General features: G+C 72.7%; 24 protein-coding genes, 2 tRNA genes and 1 riboswitch. Of the genes, 13 read left to right on the forward strand and 13 right to left on the reverse strand.

Features of this window, described 5'->3' with window-relative positions; genetic code table 11:
* Positions 1-72 precede the first annotated feature (72 nt).
* Positions 73-1,278, reverse strand: coding sequence for a peroxidase-related enzyme (locus tag ACFO4E_RS17180; RefSeq protein ID WP_378576045.1), 1,206 nt, complete (start codon positions 1,276-1,278; stop codon positions 73-75).
* Between the two features lie 90 nt (positions 1,279-1,368).
* Positions 1,369-1,476: riboswitch (SAM riboswitch) on the reverse strand.
* Positions 1,477-1,628: 152 nt separating this feature from the next.
* Between ACFO4E_RS17180 and ACFO4E_RS17185 the strand changes: the two genes are divergently transcribed.
* Entirely contained in the window at positions 1,629-2,111 is a 483-nt protein-coding gene (locus ACFO4E_RS17185) for a macro domain-containing protein (RefSeq protein ID WP_378576047.1), read from the forward strand.
* 39 nt (positions 2,112-2,150) lie between these two features.
* Here the strand turns inward: ACFO4E_RS17185 and ACFO4E_RS17190 are convergent, their stop codons facing one another.
* On the reverse strand, positions 2,151-2,705 hold the full coding sequence (locus ACFO4E_RS17190; protein ID WP_378576048.1) for a MarR family winged helix-turn-helix transcriptional regulator: 555 nt from the start codon (positions 2,703-2,705) through the stop codon (positions 2,151-2,153).
* 69 nt (positions 2,706-2,774) lie between these two features.
* On the opposite strand from ACFO4E_RS17190, the gene ACFO4E_RS17195 reads away from it, so the two are divergent.
* Positions 2,775-3,500, forward strand: coding sequence for an SDR family NAD(P)-dependent oxidoreductase (locus tag ACFO4E_RS17195; RefSeq protein ID WP_378576050.1), 726 nt, complete (start codon positions 2,775-2,777; stop codon positions 3,498-3,500).
* Between the two features lie 60 nt (positions 3,501-3,560).
* On the opposite strand, the gene ACFO4E_RS17200 is transcribed toward ACFO4E_RS17195, so the two are convergent.
* Both ACFO4E_RS17200 and ACFO4E_RS17205 read right to left on the reverse strand, forming a co-directional pair.
* A complete protein-coding gene (locus ACFO4E_RS17200; RefSeq protein ID WP_378576051.1) occupies positions 3,561-4,370 on the reverse strand; it encodes an SAM hydrolase/SAM-dependent halogenase family protein in 810 nt (269 codons plus the stop codon).
* A 49-nt stretch (positions 4,371-4,419) separates the two neighbouring features.
* Positions 4,420-4,860: a DUF2000 domain-containing protein gene (locus ACFO4E_RS17205; RefSeq protein ID WP_378576053.1), complete on the reverse strand. Its 441-nt coding sequence runs from the start codon at positions 4,858-4,860 to the stop codon at positions 4,420-4,422.
* A 640-nt stretch (positions 4,861-5,500) separates the two neighbouring features.
* On the opposite strand from ACFO4E_RS17205, the gene ACFO4E_RS17210 reads away from it, so the two are divergent.
* The gene (locus ACFO4E_RS17210; protein WP_378576054.1) at positions 5,501-7,384 is read left to right on the forward strand and encodes a KedN5 family methylcobalamin-dependent radical SAM C-methyltransferase; all 1,884 of its coding nucleotides are present in this window, start codon (positions 5,501-5,503) and stop codon (positions 7,382-7,384) included.
* 7 nt (positions 7,385-7,391) lie between these two features.
* Here ACFO4E_RS17210 and ACFO4E_RS17215 read toward each other — a convergent pair whose 3' ends face one another.
* Entirely contained in the window at positions 7,392-8,036 is a 645-nt protein-coding gene (locus ACFO4E_RS17215; RefSeq protein ID WP_378576056.1) for a LysE family translocator, read from the reverse strand.
* 87 nt (positions 8,037-8,123) lie between these two features.
* Here ACFO4E_RS17215 and ACFO4E_RS17220 point away from each other — a divergent pair, with 87 nt between their 5' ends.
* Positions 8,124-8,606, forward strand: coding sequence for an Lrp/AsnC family transcriptional regulator (locus tag ACFO4E_RS17220; RefSeq protein ID WP_378576057.1), 483 nt, complete (start codon positions 8,124-8,126; stop codon positions 8,604-8,606).
* A 136-nt stretch (positions 8,607-8,742) separates the two neighbouring features.
* Here ACFO4E_RS17220 and ACFO4E_RS17225 read toward each other — a convergent pair.
* Positions 8,743-8,815 (reverse strand) — tRNA-Arg (locus ACFO4E_RS17225).
* Positions 8,816-9,204: 389 nt separating this feature from the next.
* Between ACFO4E_RS17225 and ACFO4E_RS17230 the strand changes: the two genes are divergently transcribed.
* Positions 9,205-10,338 (forward strand): D-alanyl-D-alanine carboxypeptidase family protein, encoded by a 1,134-nt coding sequence (locus tag ACFO4E_RS17230; protein WP_378576059.1) that lies wholly within the window; start codon positions 9,205-9,207, stop codon positions 10,336-10,338.
* Between the two features lie 60 nt (positions 10,339-10,398).
* Here the strand turns inward: ACFO4E_RS17230 and mscL are convergent, their stop codons facing one another.
* The 4 genes from mscL to ACFO4E_RS17250 form a co-directional block, all read right to left on the reverse strand.
* Positions 10,399-10,851 carry a large conductance mechanosensitive channel protein MscL gene (gene mscL, locus ACFO4E_RS17235; protein ID WP_378576060.1) on the reverse strand — a complete coding sequence of 151 codons (453 nt, stop codon included), beginning with the start codon at positions 10,849-10,851 and terminating at the stop codon, positions 10,399-10,401.
* Between the two features lie 93 nt (positions 10,852-10,944).
* Entirely contained in the window at positions 10,945-11,616 is a 672-nt protein-coding gene (gene cpaB / locus ACFO4E_RS17240; protein ID WP_378576062.1) for a Flp pilus assembly protein CpaB, read from the reverse strand.
* 146 nt (positions 11,617-11,762) lie between these two features.
* A complete protein-coding gene (locus ACFO4E_RS17245; protein WP_378576063.1) occupies positions 11,763-12,143 on the reverse strand; it encodes an FmdB family zinc ribbon protein in 381 nt (126 codons plus the stop codon).
* 177 nt (positions 12,144-12,320) lie between these two features.
* Positions 12,321-12,896 carry a 5-formyltetrahydrofolate cyclo-ligase gene (locus ACFO4E_RS17250; RefSeq protein ID WP_378576065.1) on the reverse strand — a complete coding sequence of 192 codons (576 nt, stop codon included), beginning with the start codon at positions 12,894-12,896 and terminating at the stop codon, positions 12,321-12,323.
* 163 nt (positions 12,897-13,059) lie between these two features.
* On the opposite strand from ACFO4E_RS17250, the gene galU reads away from it, so the two are divergent.
* The 7 genes from galU to ACFO4E_RS17285 all read left to right on the forward strand — a co-directional run bounded on the left by galU (position 13,060) and on the right by ACFO4E_RS17285 (position 18,813).
* Positions 13,060-13,980 (forward strand): UTP--glucose-1-phosphate uridylyltransferase GalU, encoded by a 921-nt coding sequence (gene galU, locus ACFO4E_RS17255; protein WP_378576067.1) that lies wholly within the window; start codon positions 13,060-13,062, stop codon positions 13,978-13,980.
* A gap of 150 nt (positions 13,981-14,130) precedes the next feature.
* Positions 14,131-15,363, forward strand: coding sequence for a molybdotransferase-like divisome protein Glp (gene glp / locus ACFO4E_RS17260; RefSeq protein WP_378576068.1), 1,233 nt, complete (start codon positions 14,131-14,133; stop codon positions 15,361-15,363).
* A 114-nt stretch (positions 15,364-15,477) separates the two neighbouring features.
* Positions 15,478-15,966, forward strand: coding sequence for a cyclic pyranopterin monophosphate synthase MoaC (moaC, locus tag ACFO4E_RS17265; RefSeq protein WP_378576070.1), 489 nt, complete (start codon positions 15,478-15,480; stop codon positions 15,964-15,966).
* Between the two features lie 92 nt (positions 15,967-16,058).
* Positions 16,059-16,553 carry a MogA/MoaB family molybdenum cofactor biosynthesis protein gene (locus ACFO4E_RS17270; RefSeq protein ID WP_378576095.1) on the forward strand — a complete coding sequence of 165 codons (495 nt, stop codon included), beginning with the start codon at positions 16,059-16,061 and terminating at the stop codon, positions 16,551-16,553.
* A 130-nt stretch (positions 16,554-16,683) separates the two neighbouring features.
* A complete protein-coding gene (locus ACFO4E_RS17275) occupies positions 16,684-17,346 on the forward strand; it encodes a GNAT family N-acetyltransferase (protein WP_378576071.1) in 663 nt (220 codons plus the stop codon).
* Positions 17,347-17,833: 487 nt separating this feature from the next.
* A complete protein-coding gene (locus tag ACFO4E_RS17280) occupies positions 17,834-18,679 on the forward strand; it encodes a hypothetical protein (protein ID WP_378576073.1) in 846 nt (281 codons plus the stop codon).
* Positions 18,680-18,739: 60 nt separating this feature from the next.
* A tRNA-Ala gene (locus ACFO4E_RS17285) sits at positions 18,740-18,813 on the forward strand.
* Between the two features lie 216 nt (positions 18,814-19,029).
* Here ACFO4E_RS17285 and ACFO4E_RS17290 read toward each other — a convergent pair.
* The gene (locus tag ACFO4E_RS17290) at positions 19,030-19,476 is read right to left on the reverse strand and encodes an SDR family oxidoreductase (RefSeq protein ID WP_378576074.1); all 447 of its coding nucleotides are present in this window, start codon (positions 19,474-19,476) and stop codon (positions 19,030-19,032) included.
* Positions 19,477-19,499: 23 nt separating this feature from the next.
* On the opposite strand from ACFO4E_RS17290, the gene ACFO4E_RS17295 reads away from it, so the two are divergent.
* Positions 19,500-19,841, forward strand: coding sequence for a TetR family transcriptional regulator C-terminal domain-containing protein (locus ACFO4E_RS17295; RefSeq protein ID WP_378576076.1), 342 nt, complete (start codon positions 19,500-19,502; stop codon positions 19,839-19,841).
* Between the two features lie 107 nt (positions 19,842-19,948).
* Here ACFO4E_RS17295 and ACFO4E_RS17300 read toward each other — a convergent pair whose 3' ends face one another.
* Positions 19,949-21,112, reverse strand: coding sequence for an MFS transporter (locus ACFO4E_RS17300; RefSeq protein WP_378576078.1), 1,164 nt, complete (start codon positions 21,110-21,112; stop codon positions 19,949-19,951).
* Positions 21,113-21,149: 37 nt separating this feature from the next.
* Positions 21,150-22,052 (reverse strand): ABC transporter substrate-binding protein, encoded by a 903-nt coding sequence (locus ACFO4E_RS17305; RefSeq protein WP_378576079.1) that lies wholly within the window; start codon positions 22,050-22,052, stop codon positions 21,150-21,152.
* Between the last annotated feature and the right edge of the window lie 73 nt (positions 22,053-22,125).

The raw sequence follows: 22,125 nt of genomic DNA on the forward strand, positions 1-22,125 counted from the left end.
GGTGGCGGGAGCGGGGTGCGGGGCCGCGCCCGCCTGACGGCGGGCGCGGACGATGCGCGGCGGGGGCCGGGCTCAGGCCGGGGCGGGTGCGGCGGCGGGCTCGGTGCCCGGCCAGAACGGCTCGCCGAGGGTGAGCATCAGCCGGTTCGCCCAGGCGAAGAACGCGACCGACCCCACCAGGTCCACCAGCTCGGCGTCGGTGATCCCGTGCGACCGCAGGTCGGCCAGGTGCCGCTCGGTGGCCGACACGGGCGTGGTCGACAGGGCCGCGGCGAAGTCGACGACGGCGGCCCACCGGGCGTCCTGGCCCGCCGATAGCGGGGCCAGGTCCAGGGCACGCCAGTCCTGGTCGCGGGGGAGCGACGCGTCCAGCACGCGCTGGACATCGGCGGTCCGCTTGGACATCTGCGACGCCTTGCGCGAGTGGACCGACGCGCAGTACACGCAGTCGTTGACCTTGCTGGCCGCGGCGGCGGCGAGTTCGCGCTCGGCGCGCGGGAGGCCGTCGCGGGTGTAGAAGACGGCGTGGTCGACCGCCGTGCGCGCCCGCAGCAGCCCGGGGGCGCGCGACAGCAGCCGGAAGTAGGCGTCGTTGGTCTTGCCCGCGAACGCCTCCCTCTGCTCGTCGGTGAGGTCATCGGATGCAACGGGCGGGACCCACGGGGTCCACGACAGCAGCTCCTGGGTGTAGGCGACCGGGCGCGCGCCGCCGTTGGCGGACGTGGTCGCGGTGCTCTTGGTCCGGCCGCGCGCCGGCGTCGCGCGCTCCAGCGGGGCGGTGGCGGGTTCGGCGGTGCCGTCGATCAGGCGCAGGCCGTGCACCAGCCGGACCAGGAACGCGGTGAACGCCGCGGTCTGCGCGATCACGACGGTCTCGTCGGGGGTCCAGCCGGCCGCCGCGAGCCGGTCGGTGTCCGCACGCCGCACGAGGGCGGGGGAGGTGGTCAGCAGGTCGACGTGCTCGACCGCGGCGCGCAGCGCGGGGTCGTCCGGTGCTTCGTCGGCGAAGAGAGCGGGGTCGGCGCCCGCGCCGGCGTGGTGGGCGGCCACGTCGGCGGCGCCGTGCCGGCGGGCGGCGAGGGCGGCGAGGCCCCTGCGCACCGGCGCCGCGACCGGGCCCGGGACGGTGAACAGCGCGTCGTAGGCGGCCTGTGCCTCGCGGGGGAAGCCGGGCTTGGCGTGGCGGGCCGCCTCGACGGCGGCGCCGAGGCGGGCCAGGCCGCCCACGGTGTCGGGGGCGGCGTCCGCCGCGGCATCGGTGCTGTGCGCGCTGCTCACTGTCTCCGCTTTCTCGTCGTGCCGGTGGCGGCGGGACGGCGGGCAGGAGCCGGGCGGGGCGGCGGACCGGACGGTCCGGGGTGCCCCGATCGTGCACGCATGCCGCGTTCCCGCAGCCGGGTCGTAACTCCGGAGGCACCCCGCCGTGCAGGAGGTTGCCGGCCAGCAAGCCGGATCTTCGCGCTGGCACTCTTGACCTGCGAAGAAGGTAAACGATCTCGTCAAACGCGGACAAGGGGGTAGAAGGTGATAAATACGACAAGTTTGGTAGGAATTGCGGTCATCGGCCGGTTCCGGGCCCGTTCCCGGTGATTCCGGTCCCGGCCCACCCCCGGCGATAGGCTGCCGGCATGGCAGCCGCCCTCTTCCGCGTCGTCCGAGGCGACGCGACCGCGCCCCAGGCCAAGGGCCCCAAGGTCATCGCCCACATCTGCAACGACCTCGGCGGCTGGGGCAAGGGCTTCGTCCTCGCCGTCTCCCGCAGGTGGCCCGAACCCGAGCGCGAGTACCGGCGCTGGCACCGGGAGCGCGCCGCCAACGACTTCGGCCTCGGCGCCGTCCAGCTGGTGCGGGTGCGCCCCGACGCCTGGGTGGCCAACATGGTGGGGCAGCACGGCATCAAGGCCGGCGGCAAAGGCCCGCCCATCCGCTACGAAGCGGTCGAGACCTGCCTCGCCGCGCTCACCGGCCACGCCGTGGAGCTGGGCGCCTCGGTCCACATGCCGCGCATCGGCTGCGGGCTCGCCGGGGGGACGTGGGACCGGATCCAGCCGCTCATCGACCGCACCCTCATCGCCGGAGGCGTCGCCACCACCGTCTACGACGTCCGCTGACACCCGCGCGGAGCCGGCCGGAGCGGGCTCCGGCGGCGCTCAGCCGCCGGTCGCCACCCGGCTGGGGCTCTCCGTGTCCAGCTGTGCGTTCAGGTCGCGCAGGAGTGTGCGCAGGAGGCCGTCGAGTGCGGCGCGGTCGCCGGGGGGGAGCCCGGCGACGAGTTCGGATTCGCGGCCGAGGACCCGGTCCACCAGGCGCTCGACCGTGTCGTGCCCGGCGGGGGTGAGGGCGACGTCGACCGCGCGGGAGCCGTCGCCCCGGGGGCTGCGCTCGACCAGGCCGTCGCGCTCGGCGCGCGCGATGCGCTGGGAGATCGCCCCGGGGGTCACCAGGGTGCGCTCGGCGAGGTCGCGGGTGGTCAGCCGGTACGGGGGGCCGCTGCGCCGCAGGGCGCCGAGCAGGTCGAGGGTGGCGGGGTCGGCCCCCGCTGCGGCGAGGACGCGTCTTCGCTCCTCGCCCAGCAGCTTGGCGGCGTGCCGGATCCGCGTGGCGATCCCGATGCTCGTCACGGGTGTCCCCGGGCGTTCGCGCAGCCACGCCAGTGAGACGGCGTCGATGGGGTCGTCGGGGTCCAGGTGGTGGTCGTTCGGCATGGAGGGCCTACGTTCAGATCTAAATGTTATATTGCGTTTAGGTCTGAACACTACCCTGGGGAGGGTCAAATGGCACGAACCGTCATCGTCACCGGGGGCGGCACGGGGATCGGGCGGGCCATAACCGCCGCGTTCGCGGAGTCCGGCGACTCCGTCATCATCACCGGCCGCCGTCGCGAGCCGATCGAGGCCGCCGCGGCGGAAGAGGGCGCGGGGGTCCGCGCCGCCGTCTGCGACGGAACCGACCCCGAGCAGGTCGGCGCCTTCGCCGACGGCCTGCCCGAGCGCGTCGACGTCCTGGTCAACTGCGCGGGCGGCAATACCGACTACGACCGCGAACAGGCCCGCGACCTCGCCACCCTCGCGGCCAACTGGCGCGCCAACATGGACGCCAACCTGGTCACCGCCGTGCTCATGACCGAGGCGGTGCGCGACCGGCTCACCGGCGGCGGATCCGTGATCAGCATCGGCTCCATCGCCGCCGACAAGGGCTCCGGCCCCTACGGCGTGGCCAAGGCCGCCCTCGCGTCGTGGAACGTCTACGAGTCCGGCCGGCTCGGGCCCCGCGGCGTCACCGCGAACGTGGTCGCGCCCGGCTACATCGACGACACCGAGTTCTTCCGCGACGGCCTCTCCGAGGAGCGCCGCGAGCAGCTCATCGGCATGACCCGCACCGGCCGGGCCGGCACCCCGGACGAAGTGGCGGCGACCGTCCACTTCCTGGCCTCCGGATCCGCCCGCCAGATCACCGCCCAGGTGCTCGCGGTCAACGGCGGCGCCCACCCCACGCGTTGACCGGCTCCGGGCCGGCGCGGGGCACGGCCCCGCGCCGGACGCCGGGCGGTCCGCGGGGTGTCAGACCGTCCGCAGGGTGAAGGTGTCGTGCTCGTGCAGGCCCAGGAGGTCGGCGGCGCTGCCGAGGTTGACCGCGAGCGCGAGGCGGTCGGCGGAGTCGATGTGCACGAGCGCCTCGCCCTCGCCCACGCTCCCGAACGTCTCGACGAAGGGCAGATCGCGGCTCCCCCGGGCGGTCGAGACCGTGACCGTGCCGCCGATCTCCACCCCCTCCGCCCGCAGGAACGCGGAGTCGAGCGAGGTCTGCAGGTTGCCGAACCTGTCCTCGATCAGGACCTCGCCCCGCAGGACGCCGGCGTCCGCGGACCGGACGGGTTCGGGGAGGCGGACGAGGGATCCGGGGTCGACGCGCGGTCCCATGGCCGAAGGGGCGACCCCGGCGGCCAGGTGCGCGGCCGCGGGGGAGAAGACGTCGCGCCCGTGGAAGGTCGTGGAGATGTCGCGCAGGCGGTAGCGGGGATCGGACAGCTCGTAAGCGGAGTCGACGCCGCCCAGTTCATCGGCGGCGCTCAGCAGCATGCCGTTGTCGGGGCCGACGATGAGGTGCTCGCCGGCGACGAGGACCACCGGCTTGCGCCCGGTGCCCACCCCCGGGTCGACGACGGCGAGGTGGATCCCCGCGGGAAGGTAGGGGACGGCCTGGCGCAGGACCTCGGCGCCGTGCCGGACGTCGCCCCGGGGGACCAGGTGCGTGATGTCGAGGACCCGGGCCGCCGGTGCGATCCGGGCGATGACGCCGTGGCACACCCCGATGAACTTGTTCTCCAGGCCGTAATCGGTGAGAAACGTGATCCACGTGCTATCGGGCAATTCCCGATCTCCTCCCGGTTGATCACGGAGCGGTGTTCGGGGAAGGCGGTCAGCGCAGGCTCTTCAGGTTACCCGAGATCGATCGGACGGCCTTTCGGCTGCCGTGCAGGGCCAGTCCGAGGTACCCGGCGGATCCGGCGGCCAGCCGCTCCTTGTATTCGCCGTAATTGCGGCTCAGGCGGGCGGCGTCGTTGAAATCGACGACGAACAGCCCGGACTCGCGTGCCTTCGCCCGCAGGGCGGGCAGCCCTTCGCGGGGGGACGCGAGGACCGGCAGCGGGGTGTCGCCGATCCCGGGGTGGAGGACGCCGTCGGCGTCGGGGAGTTCCGGCCCGAGCCCGATCAGCCCGTGCGCCCCGAGGGCGACCCCCAGGACGGCGGCCGTGTTCGCGGCGAGCCAGCGCGGCAGGGCGTCGTCGACGATCAGCACGCAGGCGGCGGGGGCTCCGGTCGTATCGCCGGGCGCCGGTGCGGGCAGGGCTTCGTCCACTGGTGGCTCCGTACATCGTCGGATGACCGCGGGAGCCGGCGTGTGTCGGGACGCCCGCCCCCGCGGTGGCGGCGCGGACGGGGATTACCGGCCGCACCCCCAAGGCTGGCAGTCCCCGGGGCCGCGCCGTGGGCGGATCGAAGGATATTCGTCCGCGTTCCCGGAGAGCGGATCATCATCGGATCGCCCCGGACGGTGGCGGATGTTCCGCGAATGATATTCGCTCCTTCCCGGAATCGCCGATGCCCGGCGGATGCGGTTGCGAAGGGCGTTATTCGGCTCCGTGCGCCGTCATATCCCGGGAAAACGCACACGTGTCATTAAGGTACGCCGGTTCCAGGGGAGGGCGGATATGTCGCCAGGTGCAAATGTGGACGGAGTTCTCTTTCGTGCGGACCGCGGATCGAACGGGCGTGTTGACACGCGGAGGGGGAACGCGGAGGATTTGAACCCCAGCACCTCGGCGGGCGTGCGACCGCATTTCCACCGCCGAGGATCAACGCGATCCGCCCTCGGTTCCGTTTCCCCTTCCGGTGTCCACCGCCGATCCCGCACGGAACGCGCACACCGGGCCCTTCACACGCCACACGCGCACCACCGGCGCGCATTTCGACCTCGATTCCGCGAATGTGTGATCTCCATGCTCCATGTCACATTGGTCCAGCAGGGTGTCTGGCACATGTCGAAAGAGTCCATGCCGCTCGCGAGCGGCTACCTGGCCGCCGCGATCCGGGCGAATGAACGCCTGGATCGGAATTTCCGCGTCTCGATCGAGAACTTTCCGGGCGACGTCTCCCCCTGGGAGATGTCGGTGCGCCTGCTGTCGGGCGGCACGCCGGACGTGGTGGGGTTCTCCGTCCTCGGCTGGAACGTCCGGCAGTTCTCCGCGGTCGCCGAGGCGGTCAAGCGGGCGAACCCCCGCACGGTGGTCGTCTTCGGCGGGAACCACGTCGCCAACCAGGCCGAACGGGTGTTCCGTACGTGCCCGCAGGTCGACATCGTCGTCAACGGCGAGGGCGAGGCCGCGATCCAGGAGATCCTCTGCGCGGTGCTGGACGGCACCGGCTACGACGCCATCGCCGGGATCTCCTTCCCCCGCCCCGACGGCGCGGTCGCCACCACGCCCGAGCGCGCCCGGATCGAGGACCTCGATTCGCTCCCGTCGCCGATCCTCACCGGCGCGGTCCCGCTGCTCGACGCCGAAGGGCGGTTCCGCTACGACGTCGCCCTGATGGAGACCAACCGGGGCTGCCCCTACCACTGCTCCTTCTGCTACTGGGGCGGCGCCGTGGGCCAGAGGGTGCGGTGCTTCTCCCGGGAGCGGCTGCGCGCCGAGCTCGTGGAGCTGGCCAAGGCGCGGGCCGAGACCGTCGTCCTGTGCGACGCCAACTTCGGCATGCTCCCCCAGGACATGGAGTTCGTCGAGACCCTGATCGAGGTCAGGGAGCGCTACGGGTATCCGCTGGCCCTGGAGACGTCCTGGGCCAAGAACAAGAACGCGCTGTTCTACCGGATCGTCCGGCTCATGCGCGACGCCGGCCTGCAGAGCTCCTTCACCCTCGCCCTGCAGACCCTGGACGGCGAGGCACTGGGCGGCATGAACCGCCGCAACATGAAGATCAACCAGTGGCGGGAACTGGCGGAATGGCTGGCGAGCGAGGGGGTGGACGCCTACGCCGAGCTCATCTGGGGCGCGCCCGGCGAGACCCCGGAGTCCTTCCTGAAAGGCTACGACGAGCTCTCGCGGTACGTCTCCCGCATCGCCGCCTACCCGCTGCTGCTCCTGCCCAACACCGACTACACCGAGCGCCGCGACCTCTACGGGTTCGTGACCGTGCGCGGAGAGCGCGACGACTTCGAGTACGTGCTCGCCCACAGGGGGATGAGCCTGGCCGACAACCTGCGCATGCAGAGGTTCCTGTTCTGGGCGCGGCTCCTGGGGGAGAACATGGTGCTGCGCAACCTGTTCCCGGTCGTCCGCGAGGTCGGCGGCCTGCCGCAGTCGGAGGTCATCCTCTCGCTGGCGCGCTTCACCGAGACTCAGGACCTGCCGGGGGCGCGGCTGCTCAAGCACGCGGCGGAGAACTGCACGGCCGACCCCGATTCGCTGTCGCCGGCGCTGGAGTACTGCTTCACCTCCGCGGAGTTCGACCGCACGGTCGTGCGCTGGTGCGAGGAGGAGCTGGCCGGCCGGATCCCCGGCCCGTGGCGCGACGCGGTCGCCGAGGTCGTCCGCTTCGATCTGGAGACGCGCCCCCTGCCGGAGCCCGCCGGCAGGGGGTTCACCGACGCCCGGCTGCGCGAGTTCGGCGGGGTCGACCACTGGGCCGTGTACCGCGACTACCGCTACGACGTCCCGAGCCTGGTGCGCGGCGCGTCGGCGGGCACGCTCGCCGGCACGGTCCCGGAGCGGGCGGACACCCGGTTCCTGTTCGCCTTCCGCCACGGGTTCGCCGAGCTGGCGGCATCGACCAACCACGAGGAGACCGCGCACTACGTCGCGAAGGTCCGGGCCCTGGGCTGAGCCGCCCTCATCCGAAGTCCGCGGTGAGCGCCATCCAGATGCCCAGGGGCGCGAGCGCCGACCCCGCGCCGATGTCGATGGCGACGCGCGCCCGCGGCCGGGCGAACAGCGCGCTCATCCTGGTGACGGCGGTGACATAGACGCTCCACCAGAGCGCGGCGCAGGCGACCACCGTGGCCCCGAGGAGCAGGGTCTGGCCGAGCGCGGAGCCGCCGGGGCTGACGAACTGCGGCATGAACGTGACGTAGAAGACCAGCGCCTTGGGGTTGAGGATGTTGTTCAGGAAGCCCTGGACGATGGGCGCCCGCGCGGTGGCGGTGCCGTCGACCGCGGGCGGCGCGCCACGGCGGGCGCGGGTCAGCGCGCCGATGGCGAGGAAGCCGCCCAGCAGCGCCAGGTACGCGCCGCCGATGATCCGGAGGGCGGCGAGCAGCGACGCGTTCGCCGCGATCGCGGCCGCCGCGCCCGTCCCGGCGAGGACGGTGAGGAAGGCCAGGCCGCAGCATATTCCGATAAGGGTCAGATATCCCTGCGATCTTCCGCCGGAAAGTGAATTCCGTGTGACGATCACGAAATCCGGACCGGGTATGACGAGCATGAGAAGCGTGACCGAAATGAAAAGCGCGACATTGCTGGGCAATGGTCCCTCCATGGGCGGACCGATACGTTCTCGGAGAGTGCGCCCCAGTATGCAGCGCTCCGTTGCCGGATCGGCGCGTTACCGCATATTCTTCGGGACATGTCCCAGCCGGTGGAACTCGATTCGGTGGATATGAAGATCCTACGCGCCCTCCAGATGAATGCCCGCGTAACGAACAAGGATCTCGCGGAGATCTCCGGGGTCGCGGCGTCGACGTGTCTGTCGCGGGTGAAGCGGCTGCGCGAGACCGGCGTCATCCAGGGGTTCGCCGCCGTGGTGGACGAGGAGAAGCTGGGCCGCCCGGTCGAGGCGTTCCTCGCCGTCCGGATGAATCCGCACCGCCAGGCGCTGGTCGAGCCGTTCATCCGGCATACGCTGCTGCGCCCGGAGGTCCGGGAGATCTGTCATCTCACCGGGCCCGATGACTTCCTGGTGCGCGTGTCGGCCGAGAGCGTGGGCGCGCTCCAGACCCTCGTCCTGGAGCATTTCGCCGCACGCAACGAGGTGGCGTTCGTGCACACCAATCTCATCTTCCAGAAATGGCGCGGCGGCCCGGTCGTCCCGGCGGTGCCCGGCGACTGAGCGTCGGGGGCCGGGGGACCGGCGGGCGGTGCCGTTCCGGCGGCGCCCCGGCGGCCGGATCGCGAAAGCGGCCACGGCGGTGGCCGGACCGGGTACGCTACGCTACGCCCGACCTGTTTTGCCTGGTCAAGTACTGTGGCCCCAGCAGGATTCGAACCTGCGGCACCCGCTTTAGGAGAGCGGTGCTCTGTCCCCTGAGCTATGAGGCCCTGTCCGGGCTACCAGGGTAGCGGAGGATCGCCGGGGGTGCGGGGTCGGAGCGCCTGGGGCCTTTGGGGACAGGGGAACCGGTGTGAAGCGAGCGAGGTGGCGCGGAGTTGAGTACCCTTCATGGTGCCGGGGTTGCCACGGTGTATGGGTGACTCTGACCACATGCGGGTGGAACGGGTGTTTTGTCGCCCGCCAGTGGGAATCCGCGGTGGCCGCCTGGTGAGCAGGGACTCCAAGGGCGGCGCATGATCGGCCGCCACCTGGGACGCCCTCGGCGTCCGAGACGCATGACGCGAGCGCGACCAGTCCAACACGTCGGGTTGTGGACATGTAGTACCTTGCGATGCGGCCACGCGAACGACCGAAACAGGCAGCCGGAGGACATCTCGTGCCGTTCATTCTCGATTCGACGCGGCGAGGATCCCGCGTGCCGAGAAGCGGGATCGCATGCTTCCTCGCGCTGCCGCCGGCCGTGCGGCGGCCGACCGCGCAGGCGCTGATCGTGACGGTTCTCGGGGCGCTGCTGCTGGTGCCCGGAGCCGATATCGCGATGTCGCCCGCGACCTCCCCGGCAGCGGCCGACAACGACCTCGACAGCCTCAGCGAGCAGGCCGAGGCCGCCAAGGAGGAGCTCGAAGCGGCGACCGACGACTACACCGAGCGCGAGGAAGCGCTGCAGGACGCCCAGGACGAGCTGATCGGTACGCTGCACGACCTCCAGCAGACCGAGCTCGAACTGGCCGACATGCGCGAACCGCTCGCCCAGCTCGCCAGCACCCTCTACCAGCAGCCCGACAGCGGCACCCTCGCCCTGGTCACATCGGGCTCGCTCAACGAGGACCTCCAGGTGGAATCGCACGTCGTCAAGCTCTCCGACGACAAGGAAGCCCTCCTGGAGGAGGCCAACGCCCTCCGCGAGGAACAGGGCGAACTCACCGCGGACGCGCAGAACCTCCAGGCGCAGACCCAGCTGGAGCGTGTGGAGCTGAAGGGCGAGCTCGACGCCCTGCGGGACAAGTCGGAGGAGAGCACCAACGCGCTGATGCAGGAGCTGGAGGACCGCGGCCTCGACCCCGACGCCTACATGGCCGGGGTGGAGTGCGACGCCAGTGCCGGCACCGCCGCGTCGGGCTACCCCAACGGCCTCCTGCCCACGGAAGCGCTGTGCGAGCTGCACGAGCCCGGCCACTTCCTGCGCGCCGACGCGGCCGTGGACTTCCTGGCGATGAACCAGGCGTTCACCGAGGAGTTCGGCAAGCCGCTGTGCCTGACCAGCTCCTACCGCGACCTCCCCAACCAGCAGCGGGTCTATGTCGAGCAGCCGCCGGGCAACGCGGCCGTTCCCGGCACCAGCAACCACGGTCTCGGCCAGGCGGTCGACCTGTGCGGCGGTGTGCAGACCCAGGGCAGCCCGGAGTTCAACTGGCTGGAGAGCAACTCCACCCAATGGGGATGGTTCCATCCGCAATGGGCGTACTCCAGTCCGTTCGAACCGTGGCACTGGGAGTACGGGAGCGAGTGACCCCGTGAGCCCCCGGCGGTGCCGGCGTCCCCCGAGGGACGCCGGCACCGCCGTCGCGGTTCAGGAGCCGGTCGCGGCCGTCGCGGTCTCGCCGGCGGCGGGGGCCGCCGCGGGGGTCTCGGCGGCGACCTCCGAGGTGCAGAACGCGCACCGGGTGGCGGCCTTGCTGATCTCGCTCTGGCAGTGCGGGCACGGCCGGGTGGTGGCCTCCTCCTCGCTGGCGAAGCGCTCCATGAGCTTGGTCATGGGCAGGACCACGAAGAAGTAGACGATCGCGGCGGTCAGCAGGAAGCCCACCAGGGCGTCGACGAACTGGCCGTAGAGGAAGCGGCTGCCGTTGACCTCGAAGTAGAGGTCGCCGAAGGTCGGCACGCCGCCGAACACGCCGATCAGCGGGGTGATGAACCCCGCGGTGAACGCGGTGACGAGATCGGAGAACAGCGCGCCGATGACCACCGCCACCGCCAGCTGGACCATGTTGCCCTGCATCAGGAACTTCTTGAATCCGCTCATGGGTGCCCTCCTCGGGTCGTGCGTGCCGCGTCCGCCGGTGCGGGGGCGGCGGCGCGGTCCGCGGCCCGGCGTCGGCCCACAAAGGGTCGCCGGTCAACCGCGAATGGTTATGGACAATGATCCCGCAGCCGCGTACCCCGCTAGGTCGCGGGCTTCGCCGGGCGTGACGGCCACGACCAGGAGGCCGCCGGGGTCGGTCCCGGAGCCGGCGGGATCGGGGACGGCGATCACCGGGCGGTCGGCGACCACGGTGTCGGCCGGCCGGGCCGCCCCGGGGCCGCCGAGGTCCGCGGCCGGATCGGACGCGGCGGCGAGGATGTCGACCCTGCTGCCGGGGCGCAGGAGCGCCACCGCGCCGGGATCGGTGACGCGGACCGGGGCCGCCACCATATGCGGTCCGTGGGCCGCGGCGGGCGGATCGGCCAGCCGGGTGCGTGTGAGGACTTCGCCGCGGGACATGGGCCCGGCGAGGGAGCGCCCGGCGGGGTCGGAGTCGGCGGGCACGGCGTGTTCGGGGACCGCGGCCGCGGGCAGGGACCGTGGGACGAGGTCGCCCGGCGCGATCGGCGAGACCGCGGTGAGGCCGCGCGCCGCGACGAGGACGTCGGTGGTGGCGGCCGGGGGCGGGCGGATCAGCAGCACCGCGCCGACGGCGGCCAGCACGGCGCAGACGGCGCCCGCGGTGCGGCGGTGGCGGGCCAGCAGCAGCGCGGCCGCGTGCGGGGCCGTGGCGCGGTGGCCGGAGGGGAGGCTGCGGGAGCGCATGGCCCCACGCTAGGAGATCCGCGCGGCGGGTGACCGGGCCGTCCACAGGCCGGCGTCTCCGGGGCGGCGCGCGCGGCGGGCCGCCGCGCCGGACGAGGCCCGCCCGCGCATCGGAGCGGTACCGGCGCAGGCGGGGGCCGGGCGGGTCAGGCCGAAGCGGCCTTGGCGGTGCCGCTGGTGGATCCGGTGGTGCCCGACGAGGTGGTGGAGCCGGAGTCGGAGGAGCCGGACGAGCTCGTGGAGGCGGAGTCGCCGGAGGACGAGGAGGAGTCGGAGCCCGAACCCGACGCGGAGTCGCTCTTCGCGCCGTCGCCCTTGCCCGAGCCCGTCGCCGCCGCCGGTCGGCCGGAGGATCCGCTGTCGGTGCGGTAGAAGCCCGAGCCCTTGAAGACGATGCCCACGGCCGAGTACACCTTGCGCAGCCGGCCCTCGCACTCGGGGCAGACGGTCAGGGCGTCATCGGTGAAGCTCTGCACGACCTCCATCTGGGTGCCGCACTCGGTGCATGCGTACTGGTACGTGGGCACGGGGGTCCTCCTCATTGGCACTCTCACCCGCCGACTGCCAAATAGTACGCGCTCCGGCGGCACGGCCGCGACATCGGGGGCGGAGCGCCGTCGCTGGTGGCGCCGCCGGATGCGTGTAACGCGCCCCGCGGCGCCGGTGTTCCCCGTGCGGGCCCGGCCGGGCCGGTCGCGGGCTGATCAGAACAGGTGGACACCGCGGCCGGGGGTGACGACCCCGTTGACGGGTCGGTCGTGCGGCTCGGCGGGGACCGTGTCCAGCAATTCTGTGTCGTAAATCACGGCGAGGACGAGGGTGTTCGGGCCGACCCGCGCGAGGGCGCGGTCGTAGCAGCCGGCCCCGCGGCCCAGCCGCGTCCCGGCCCGGTCCACCGCCAGCGCCGGGCACACGACGGCGGCGGCCCGCCGCACCGCGTCGGGGCCGTAGCGCCGCCCCGTCGGCTCCAGCAGGCCGCGGCCCGCCGGCGCGAGCGAGTCCGGGCCGTCGTAGGCCGCCCAGTCCAGGTCGCCGCCGGGCAGCAGCACCGGCAGCAGGACATAGGTCCCCTGCTTCCACAGCGTGGCGATGAGCTTGCGGGTGTCGGGTTCGGTGCCCACCGACACATAGGCGGCCACCGTGCCCCCCGTGGTGAGCAGCGGCTCGGCGGCGAGGGCGTCGCGGATCGCGGGCCCGGCCGCCGCCCGCTCGGCCTGGGGCATTGCCCGCCGGGCGGCGAGGATCCGGGCGCGCGCGTCGCGCTTCGTCGGCGTGTCCATGCCAGAGAGTGTCGCAGCAGCCGCCGCCGCGGATGATCACCCGCCGAAAGCCGGATGAACCTCTCGTGCCCCGCACGTCCCTGACCGGCCGATTCGCACGGCACAGCAGGCCGGCGGCGCGTGCCGGGGCGGGATCGGCGGAGCGCTGCCCTAAAGTGCCGACATGACAGATTCGCAACGCGCGCTCGTCACCAAGGCCGTCGTGCCGGCGGCGGGTCTGGGCACCCGCTTCCTGCCCGCCACCAAGGCGACGCCCAAGGAGATGCTGCCGATCGTCGACAAACCGGCGATCCAGTACGTCGTGGAGGAGGCGGTCGCCGCCGGGCTCGACGACGTCCTCATGGTCACCGGGCGCAGCAAGCGCTCCATCGAGGACCACTTCGACCGCGCCTACGAGCTGGAGGAGGCGCTGCGGGCGAAGAACGACACCCAGCGCCTGCGCTCCGTCCGCGAGTCGAGCGAGCTCGCCCAGATCCACTACGTCCGCCAGGGGGAGCCGCGCGGCCTCGGCCACGCCGTGCTCTGCGCGGCCGGGCACGTGGGCGACGACCCGTTCGCGGTCCTCCTCGGCGACGACATCATCGGCGACAGCGGAGCCCTGCTCAAGCGGATGACCGAGGTGCGGGCCGCCTACGGCGGCAGCGTCGTGGCGCTCATGGAGGTGGAGCCCGAGCAGGTCTCGCTGTACGGATGCGCGGCGATCGAGGAGACCGGGGACGACGACGTCGTCGTCGTCACGGACCTGGTGGAGAAGCCGCCCGCGGACCAGGCGCCCAGCCGCTGGGCCATCATCGGCCGCTACATCTGCGACCCGGCCGTCTTCGGCGTGCTGCGGGAGACCCCGCCCGGCCGGGGCGGCGAGATCCAGCTGACCGACGCGCTGCGTGAGCTGGCCCGCAGCAAGCCCGATGACGGCGGGCCCGTGCACGGCGTCCTGTTCCGGGGCCAGCGCTACGACACCGGGAACAAGGTGGACTACCTCCGCACTGTGGTGGAATTCGCGTGTGCCCGTCCCGATCTCGCCGCGGAGTTCCTGCCGTGGCTGCGCGAGTTCGTGGCGGAGCAGGGGACACCGGGGACCTGATCCCCGGCGGCGGGGCGCACGACCGCGGGGGACCCCCGGCCCCCCGGCCGTGGCCGTGCCGCCGCACACGGCCGCGGCCGGTCCGCGGTCAGCGTACGCACAGCGGTGCCTCACGGCCGCACCGCGCCGACAACGGGTGAGGGAACACGGATGAAGACCGTCGAACAGCACATCTCCGACGTTCTGCGGCTGGTCGACCCCCTGGAACCGATCGAGCTCGACCTGCTCCGCGCCCACGGCGCCGTGCTCGCCGAGCAGGTCGACTCCCCGGTGTCGCTCCCGGGCTTCGACAACTCCTCCATGGACGGCTACGCGGTGGTGGCCGGCGACCTCGCCGGCGCGTCGGAGGAGCACCCCGTTCGGCTGCCGGTGGTCGCCGACATCCCCGCCGGGGACGCCTCGGCCCTGGCCATCCGGTCCGGCTACTGCGCCCGCATCATGACCGGCGCACCCATGCCCAGCGGGGCCGACGCCGTCGTCCCGGTCGAATGGACCGACGGCGGGCAGGCATCGGTGGCCATCGGGCGCCCCGCGCGCGTGGGCAACGCCGTGCGCCGGTCCGGCGAGGACGTGGAGAAGGGGACCACGGTCCTGCGCTCCGGCGTCCGGCTGGGAGCGGCCGAACTGGGGGTCCTCGCGGCCGTCGGCCGCAAAGCGGTCCGCGTGCACCCGCGCCCCCGGGTCGTCGTGCTCTCGACCGGCGAGGAACTGGTGGAGCCCGGCTCCGCGATCGGCCTCGGCCAGATCTGGGAGTCCAACAGCTTCATGCTCACCGCGGCGGCAACCGACGCCGGCTGCGCCGCCTACCGCCGGGGCTTCATCGGCGACGACCCGGCGACCGTGCTGGAGACCCTCGACGACGTCCTCTCCCAGGCCGACATCGTGGTCACGACCGGCGGGGTCAGCATGGGCGCCTACGACGTCGTCAAAGAGGTGCTGTCGCGGCTGGGCACGGTGCACTTCGACAAGGTCGCCGTCCAGCCCGGCATGCCCCAGGGCGCCGGCACGCTGGGCGAGTCGCGGACCCCGATCATCACCCTGCCGGGCAACCCGGTCAGCTCCTTCGTCTCCTTCCACCTGTTCGTCCGCCCGGCGCTGCGCCGCCTGCGGGGGCTGCCGGCCGGACCGCCGCCCACGGTGCGCGCCCGGCTGACCGCACCCGTGGCCTCCCCTGAGGGGCGGCGCTCCTACCTGCGGGCCGTCCTCACCTACGACGGCGGTGCCGAGGGTGTGGCCTACTCCGCGGAGCCCGCGCTGCGGCAGGGCTCCCACCAGCTCTCCGCGCTGGCCGAGACCGACGCGCTGATCGTCGTGCCGGAGGGCACCACCGCCCTGGACGCCGGGAGCGTGGCCGAGGTGGTCCCGCTGCCCGCGCTCGACTGACGGCCGGAGCGCTCCTCCGGCGGCCCGCGTGTTCCGGCCCGCCCCGCGGGGGCGTAGCGTCGGAACCGACAGCGGCCGCGCGCCGGCAGCCCGGGAGAAAGCGCTCCACCACCCATGACCGAATCCCACAGCTCCGGGTTCACCCACCTGGATTCCGCGGGCGCGGCCCGCATGGTCGACGTGTCGGCCAAAGAGGTCACCGCCCGCACCGCGACCGCGACCGGCCGCGTGCTGCTCTCGGCCGCGGCCGTCGCCGCCCTGCGCGGCGGCGGGGTCCCCAAGGGTGACGCGCTGGCGGTCGCGCGGCTGGCCGGGATCCAGGGCGCGAAGCGCACGCCCGACCTCGTCCCCCTCTGCCATCCGATCGCCGTGCACGGTGTCGACGTCGCCCTGGAGGTGGACGACGACGGCGTCGCCATCAGCGCGACCGTGCGTACCGCCGACCGCACCGGCGTCGAGATGGAGGCGCTGACCAGCGTCATGACCGCCGCGCTCGGACTGGTCGACATGGTGAAGGCCCTCGACCCCGAGGCGGTCGTCACCGACGTCCGGGTGGAGGAGAAGACCGGGGGCAAGACCGGCCACTGGCGGAGGACCGCGTGAGCGCGCCGGACGCCGCGCCGCCGCACGGGGACGCGCGCGGACCGCGACAGGGGGGCGGGGACGGCGGGTACGGTGGCCCGGCCCGCTACCGGATCGCCGTCATCACCGTCTCCAACCGGGCCGCCGCGGGCGTGTACGAGGACCGGTCGGGCCCCATCATCACCGGCGACATCAGCGGGCGCCCGGGGTTCGCGGTGGAGGGCCCGTGGGTGGTCCCCGACGGCGACCCCGTCACCGGCGCCCTCACCCGGGCGCTCGACGCGGGTTTCGACGCGGCCCTCACCACCGGCGGGACCGGCCTCAATCCGCAGGACGCGACGCCCGAAGCCACGCGGCCCCTCCTCGCCTACGACATTCCGGGCATAGCCGAAGCGCTGCGCACGGCCGGCCGGGAGAAGGGGGTACCCACCGCGGTGCTGTCCCGCGGGCTGGCGGGCGTGGCCGAGCGGGGGGACCACCGCATGCTCGTGGTCAACCTCCCCGGGTCGAGCGGCGGCGTACGCGACGGCCTGTCGGTACTGGGCCCGATCCTGGCCCACGCCATCGATCAGATGCGCGGCGGGGACCACCCGCGTCCGGTTCCCTGACGCACGCGCCCCCGGGGTGGAATACTGGGTCATACACCCCGGGAAACGACTCATGCACCGATTGTTTCCCAAGGTACGAACACTCGGTTCCCGGGCACCCGCCGTGCCCGCGGCGTCGGAGGGACGCAACGTGAATCGCATACGCGGCTGGCCGGTCACCCTTGCCGAAGGTCCGGTCGCGCTGCGTCCCCTGCGCCTGCGCGATGCCATGGCACTGCGCGAGACCCGGGTGCGCAACGCCGACTGGCTGCGCCCGTGGGAGCCCACGCACCCCGAGATGCCGTTGCAGACCGCCAGCCTCACCCCGTACGTCGCCATGCTCCAGGCCATCCGTGCCGAGGCCAGGCACGGGATCTCCATGCCGTGGGCCGTCACCTACAACGGGGCGTTCGCCGGGCAGCTGACCGTGAGCGCGATCGTGTGGGGCTCAGCACGTTCCGCTCAGGTCGGTTACTGGATCGACAGGGCCTACGCTGGACGCGGGGTCATCCCCACGGCCGTGGCGCTCGCCGTCGACCATTCCTTCTTCACCGTGGGACTGCACCGGATCGAGGCGAGCATCCGGCCGGAGAACCGGGCAAGTAGGCGCGTGGCCGAAAAGCTCGGGTTCCGCGAGGAAGGGCTGCGCAAACGGCAGCTCCATATCGACGGCGCCTGGCGCGACCACCTCTGCTACGCCCTCACCACCGAGGATGTCCCCGGTGGGCTGCTCGCCCGATGGCGGCGCCGGCGCGACGACGTCTCCGGTTCCGGCCCTTTCCCCGATGGCGCGCCGCGGCAGGAGCGGCCGTGATCCGGCCGTCGTCCTCCGGGTTCCGGTCGGGGCAACGATGCAAAACCGCTGCCGCGATGCCGTCGGTCACGGGATAATCGCCGATACCCGGGGTCGAGCCGGGCTCGAAGATGAACACGGAAGGTAACTCCATGTTGCCTTTTGTTGCGTGCTGTGATGGTGATGTGACCAGCGATTCCAGGACATAAGGGGTCGACCCGAGAAGAGGAAAGACTGTAATCTCGCGACACTCCGGCCCGAATACTGCGCATTTACGGACACCCGGTCGTACGGTGCGGAATGTAGACGTACCAACGATGCCGGTCACACGTACATATGGCGCATGGGGGACTGCGAATGACGAGCGGCACGACGCCCGGTTCCGACACCGGGCCGTGACCTCGGGGCGAACCGCCGACGGTTCGCCACCCGGCATGGGCCATCTGCGGGCCGCCGCATCGCCGGAGCGTCGGAAGGTGTTCGGTGATCGGCGGTGCGAGGAGGGGTCATGAGCAGCGCTCCCCTGTACCTCGCCATCGTCGTGGTGTGGCTGATCGTCCTGGTGCCCATGCTCCTGCGGCGCGACCCGGCCGACTCCGCCCAGATCCGCCGCACCGACCGCGAGGCCGACGACGGCGCCTTCGACGACCTCGACGCCGACGACGCCGGCGACGACATCTCCGACGACCGCGGCACGGCCGGGGTGCCCCGGGCCCGGGGCGGCCACGACGACGACCCGGACCGGACCCTCGTCCTGCGCCGCGACGAACTGCCCGGCGTACCCTTCCCCGCCGAGCCGGGCGACGATGGACCCCACACCGACACCCACGCCGACATCGACCCCGGCACATACATCGGCTCCGGTATCGGCACCGGCACCGATGCCGCCATCGGTACCGACGCCGACGCCGACGCCGCCATCGACACCGATGCCGACTCCGACGCCGACCACGAGCACGACCCGGCCGCCATGCGCGAGGAGGGTCTGCCGCCCCGGCGGCGGGGCGGGCGCGCGCGGGTCATCGCCCGGCGCCGCCGGCGCACCACCGGCCTCGGCGCCCTGTTCGCCGCCACGGCCACCGCCGTCGTCGCGGGCCTGGGCCCGTGGTGGGTCCTGATCCCGCCCGCGGTCCTGCTCCTGGGGCACCTCGCGCTGCTGCGCGAGGCGGCCAAGGCCGACGCCGAACGGCGCGCGGCCGACCTCGCGCGCGCCCGACGCCGCAGATCCCTGATCCGCGCCCGCCGAGCGGAGGAAGAGGCGGCCCGCGAGGCCCAGGTCCTCGAATTCATGGCCCGCACCGGCCAGGTCTACGACCAGTACACCGACGCCCAACAACGCGCCGCAGGCGACTGAGCCCGCCCCCGAAACCGTTCGGACCACGCGGCGGATGCTGCTAGTCTGAATACGCCTTGAGGGGCTGTAGCGCAGTCCGGTAGCGCACCTCGTTCGCATCGAGGGGGTCAGGGGTTCAAATCCCCTCAGCTCCACCCCAGGTCGAGCTTTATTTCCGACCTGGCCCTCAGGGGCCGAACGGCCGTTTCGGGAGCGAGCCCGGAGCCGACTTACGTCGGGTCCGGGCTCGCTTCTTTCGTCTCGGACCGGTGGGTGCCCGGTAGGTCCTCCAAGATCGCGACCTGTGAGTACGGCGAGACCTGTATCCGCTGTCGAAGCGCCCCCAGCGGCGGGCGGGGGGTCCAGGCGCATCAGATCTGGTTCGCGCCGCCGTCGGCGTAGAGGTTGGCGCCCATCATGTAGCTGCTGTCCGCGGAGGCGAGGAAGGCCACCGCGGCGGCGCCCTCCTCCGGGCGCCCGATCCGGCCGATCGGGAGTTCGGCTCCGACTTTCGCCTTGTAGGCGGCTGAGTTCTCCTCGCCGACGAGTTCGGTGACGCCGGAGGTGTCGATCGGCCCGGGCGACACCGCGTTGACGCGAATGCCCCGGCCGGTGAGTTCGTTGGCCCAGGTCCGCGCGAACGACCGGACCGCGGCCTTGGACGCCGAGTACGCGCCGAACGCCGGCAAGCCGCGGTCGGCGTTGGTGGAGGCGTTCAGGATGACCGAGGCGCCGTCGTTGAGGAGCGGCAGCGCCTTCTGCACGGTCAGGAGCGTGCCCTTGACGTTGACCTCGAAGATGCGGTCGAAGTCCTCCACGGTGGTCTGCCACCGCCCGGGAGGTGGCCACCGCCTACCTCACCCGCTCCGTCCATGGCGCGACCCGGGCCGGCTCTCCGGCCGGATGCCTCAGCATCCAGGCCGTCCTGGCCGCGGGCCACCTCGGACCGAACACATGCGACATGCTCGCCGCCTGGCGCGACGACAGCCGGGCGCATCTTCGCGACCGCTTCCAACGCGCCATCGACGAAGACGACCTCCCCGCCGGTACCGACCCGGACACCCTCGCCCGCTACCTCATGACCATGTCGAACGGCATCGCCGTCCAGGCGGCCGCAGGCGCCACCCGCGACGAACTCCAACGGGTCGCCGACGCAGCCCTCCACAACTGGCCACCCGCCTGAGCCTGCTCCTCGACCTACCAGGGTCTTCCACGGCCGGCGGAGGTCCGCGGCGAGCGGCCGGGCGAGCCGGAGCCGGATGTGGGCGACGATCGGAATCCACGCGCCGGTCACGGCTCCGGTCGGTCACGGCTCCGGCCGGTCGGGGGCGGTGTCCTCACCGGCCGGGTGGCATGGAGGGCGACGGCTCCCAGGACGGCCAGAGCGGTGAGCGGGGCGAGGGCGGTCGCGGCGAAGCCGGGGGCGGGGGCCGTGCTGTAGAGGGGGATCCACAGGAGCGGGGCCAGGGCGCCGCCGAAGAACTGGGCCGACAGGGCCAGGGACGAGGCGCCCGCGCGGTTGGCGGGGGCGCTGGTCGCCGCCAGCGCGTTGACCGTGGAGCGCAGCGCTGTGACGGCGACCCCGACCATGGTGACGCCCGCCAGCAGCAGCGCGGCCGACGGGCCCAGGGCCGCCGTGAGGAGGCCGGCGGCCAGGAGCGCGTTGGCGATGGCGCCGAGCCGGTGGGGCCCGAACCGGTCGAGCGCGCGCCCGCAGGCGTCGGCCAGCAGCAGCCCGGCGATCCCGAAGGAGGCGCCGACCACGCCCCGCCCGAGCGGGCCGAGGCCGAAGGCGTCCTCGCTGCGCAGCGCCGCGAGTACGGTGAGGCCGACCGCCGCCAGGTAGCACAGGAAGGACAGGGCGCAGGCGAGCGCGAGCCGCCGGTTCGCCAGCGCGCTCCAGGTCGGCCGCCCTGTCGCGCGCCGGGCGGTGACGGAGGGGTCGGCGGGCAGGACCACGAGGACGATCGCGCACAGCGCGGGGACGGCGAACGCGGCCCGCCAGTCCACCAGGGCCGCGGCCCCGCTGATCAGCGGACTGAACGCCTGGCCCGCCGCCTGGGCTGCGGCGAACCGGCCCATGGTGCGGCCCAGGCGGTGGCGGGGGGTGGAGTCGGTGATGGCGGCGACCAGCAGCGGTGTGGTGAAGGCGTTGGTCGCGCCGTGGAGGGCGCGCGCCGCGAGGAAGGAGTTCAGGTCGGGGGCCAGGGCGCACAGCAGGCACGCCAGGACCGAGGCGGCGAGGGAGAGCCGGATCATCCGGCCCCGCCCCCACCGTTCGGCGAGGGTGCCCGAGACCAGCATCAGCGCGGCGAAGGGCAGCATGTAGGCGGTGACCGCGCCGGAGGCGAACTCCGGTCGGGTCCCCAGCCCGAGTGCGGCCTCCTGGACGATGGGGGTGACCATGGTGCTGCCGTAGGGGCCGAGGGCGCCCGCGGCGTAGAGGGGCCACACACGGGGTGAGCGCACGTTCAGGGCCGGCCCGAGCCGGTCAGATGCTGATGGCGAGGTTCTTCACCAGGCCCCCGTAGCTGGAGTCGTCCTTGATCAGGCCCCAGCCCACCATCCAGTCGTAGGTGCGCTGGAACTGCTCCTCGGGGTAGGGCTCGGGGTCGACGAACCGCAGCCGGCCGATGGGGAAGTCCTCCGGTGCGGGCTTGCCGATCTCGTCGGGCACCTCGCCGATGAGGTGGTGCAGGTAGGGCCGAGGGTCGTCGTTGAGCTTGCGCACCGCCTTGACCACGGCGCGGTTCAGCGCCTCGAAGGTCTCCGGGTCGACGTGTGGGCTCGCGATCTCCGATCCGACGTAGAAGGCCTCGGCGAGCAGCCGGTAGCCCTGCTTCTCGGCCACCGTGATCCACGGCTCCATCAGGGCGGCGGCGTCCACGCGGCCGTCGCGCAGGGCCTCGAACCGCTGCTGGGGGCCTCCCGCGTGCACGACCTTGATCTCCTCCCGCGGCAGGAAGCCCTCCAGCGCCTGGAGCGCGAGGTAGTGCGACCCGTGGTGGAAGTTGACCGCGACCTCCCTGTTCGCGAGGTCCTGCGGGTGCACCAGGGGCGACCCCGGCCTGGTCAGGATGGCCTGGCTGCCCACGGCGGCGCGCTTGCTGACGACCCGGCCCCCCACGGCGGTGTCGTGGGAACGGCGGATCTGGCCCCATTCGCAGGCGCGGTAGAGGTCGGCCGCGCCGTTCTCGAAATTGGACCTGGCGGCGCCGAAGGCGCTCACCAGCTCATGGTCATCGAGATAGGAGACTCCGGTGTCGGCGTAGCCCTTGGGCACGAAGTCGACGTCGATGCCCTCTTCGGCGTAGAACCCCTCGTCCGCCGCTACGAGCTGCGGCAGCGAGAAGATCAGCGACATCAGTTCCATCGTGACGCGCTTCCTCGGCATGGTTCACGGTTCCCTTCGCATCGGTGGAAATGGCGGGTCGTCGGGGGAGAGGCGGAACGCGGTGACGGTGGCG

Source organism: Nocardiopsis mangrovi, from assembly GCF_042653925.1.
Taxonomy (GTDB): Bacteria; Actinomycetota; Actinomycetes; order Streptosporangiales; family Streptosporangiaceae; genus Nocardiopsis_B; species Nocardiopsis_B mangrovi.

Coding starts and splice junctions, on each gene's coding strand:
- ACFO4E_RS17185 (WP_378576047.1), top strand. CDS start 1,629: ATGGCAGCCGCCCTCTTCCGCGTCGTCCGAGGCGACGCGACCGCGCCC.
- ACFO4E_RS17190 (WP_378576048.1), bottom strand. CDS start 2,705: ATGCCGAACGACCACCACCTGGACCCCGACGACCCCATCGACGCCGTC.
- ACFO4E_RS17195 (WP_378576050.1), top strand. CDS start 2,775: ATGGCACGAACCGTCATCGTCACCGGGGGCGGCACGGGGATCGGGCGG.
- ACFO4E_RS17210 (WP_378576054.1), top strand. CDS start 5,501: ATGCTCCATGTCACATTGGTCCAGCAGGGTGTCTGGCACATGTCGAAA.
- ACFO4E_RS17215 (WP_378576056.1), bottom strand. CDS start 8,036: ATGGAGGGACCATTGCCCAGCAATGTCGCGCTTTTCATTTCGGTCACG.
- ACFO4E_RS17220 (WP_378576057.1), top strand. CDS start 8,124: ATGTCCCAGCCGGTGGAACTCGATTCGGTGGATATGAAGATCCTACGC.
- mscL (WP_378576060.1), bottom strand. CDS start 10,851: ATGAGCGGATTCAAGAAGTTCCTGATGCAGGGCAACATGGTCCAGCTG.
- cpaB (WP_378576062.1), bottom strand. CDS start 11,616: ATGCGCTCCCGCAGCCTCCCCTCCGGCCACCGCGCCACGGCCCCGCAC.
- ACFO4E_RS17250 (WP_378576065.1), bottom strand. CDS start 12,896: ATGGACACGCCGACGAAGCGCGACGCGCGCGCCCGGATCCTCGCCGCC.
- galU (WP_378576067.1), top strand. CDS start 13,060: ATGACAGATTCGCAACGCGCGCTCGTCACCAAGGCCGTCGTGCCGGCG.
- glp (WP_378576068.1), top strand. CDS start 14,131: ATGAAGACCGTCGAACAGCACATCTCCGACGTTCTGCGGCTGGTCGAC.
- moaC (WP_378576070.1), top strand. CDS start 15,478: ATGACCGAATCCCACAGCTCCGGGTTCACCCACCTGGATTCCGCGGGC.
- ACFO4E_RS17280 (WP_378576073.1), top strand. CDS start 17,834: ATGAGCAGCGCTCCCCTGTACCTCGCCATCGTCGTGGTGTGGCTGATC.
- ACFO4E_RS17305 (WP_378576079.1), bottom strand. CDS start 22,052: ATGCCGAGGAAGCGCGTCACGATGGAACTGATGTCGCTGATCTTCTCG.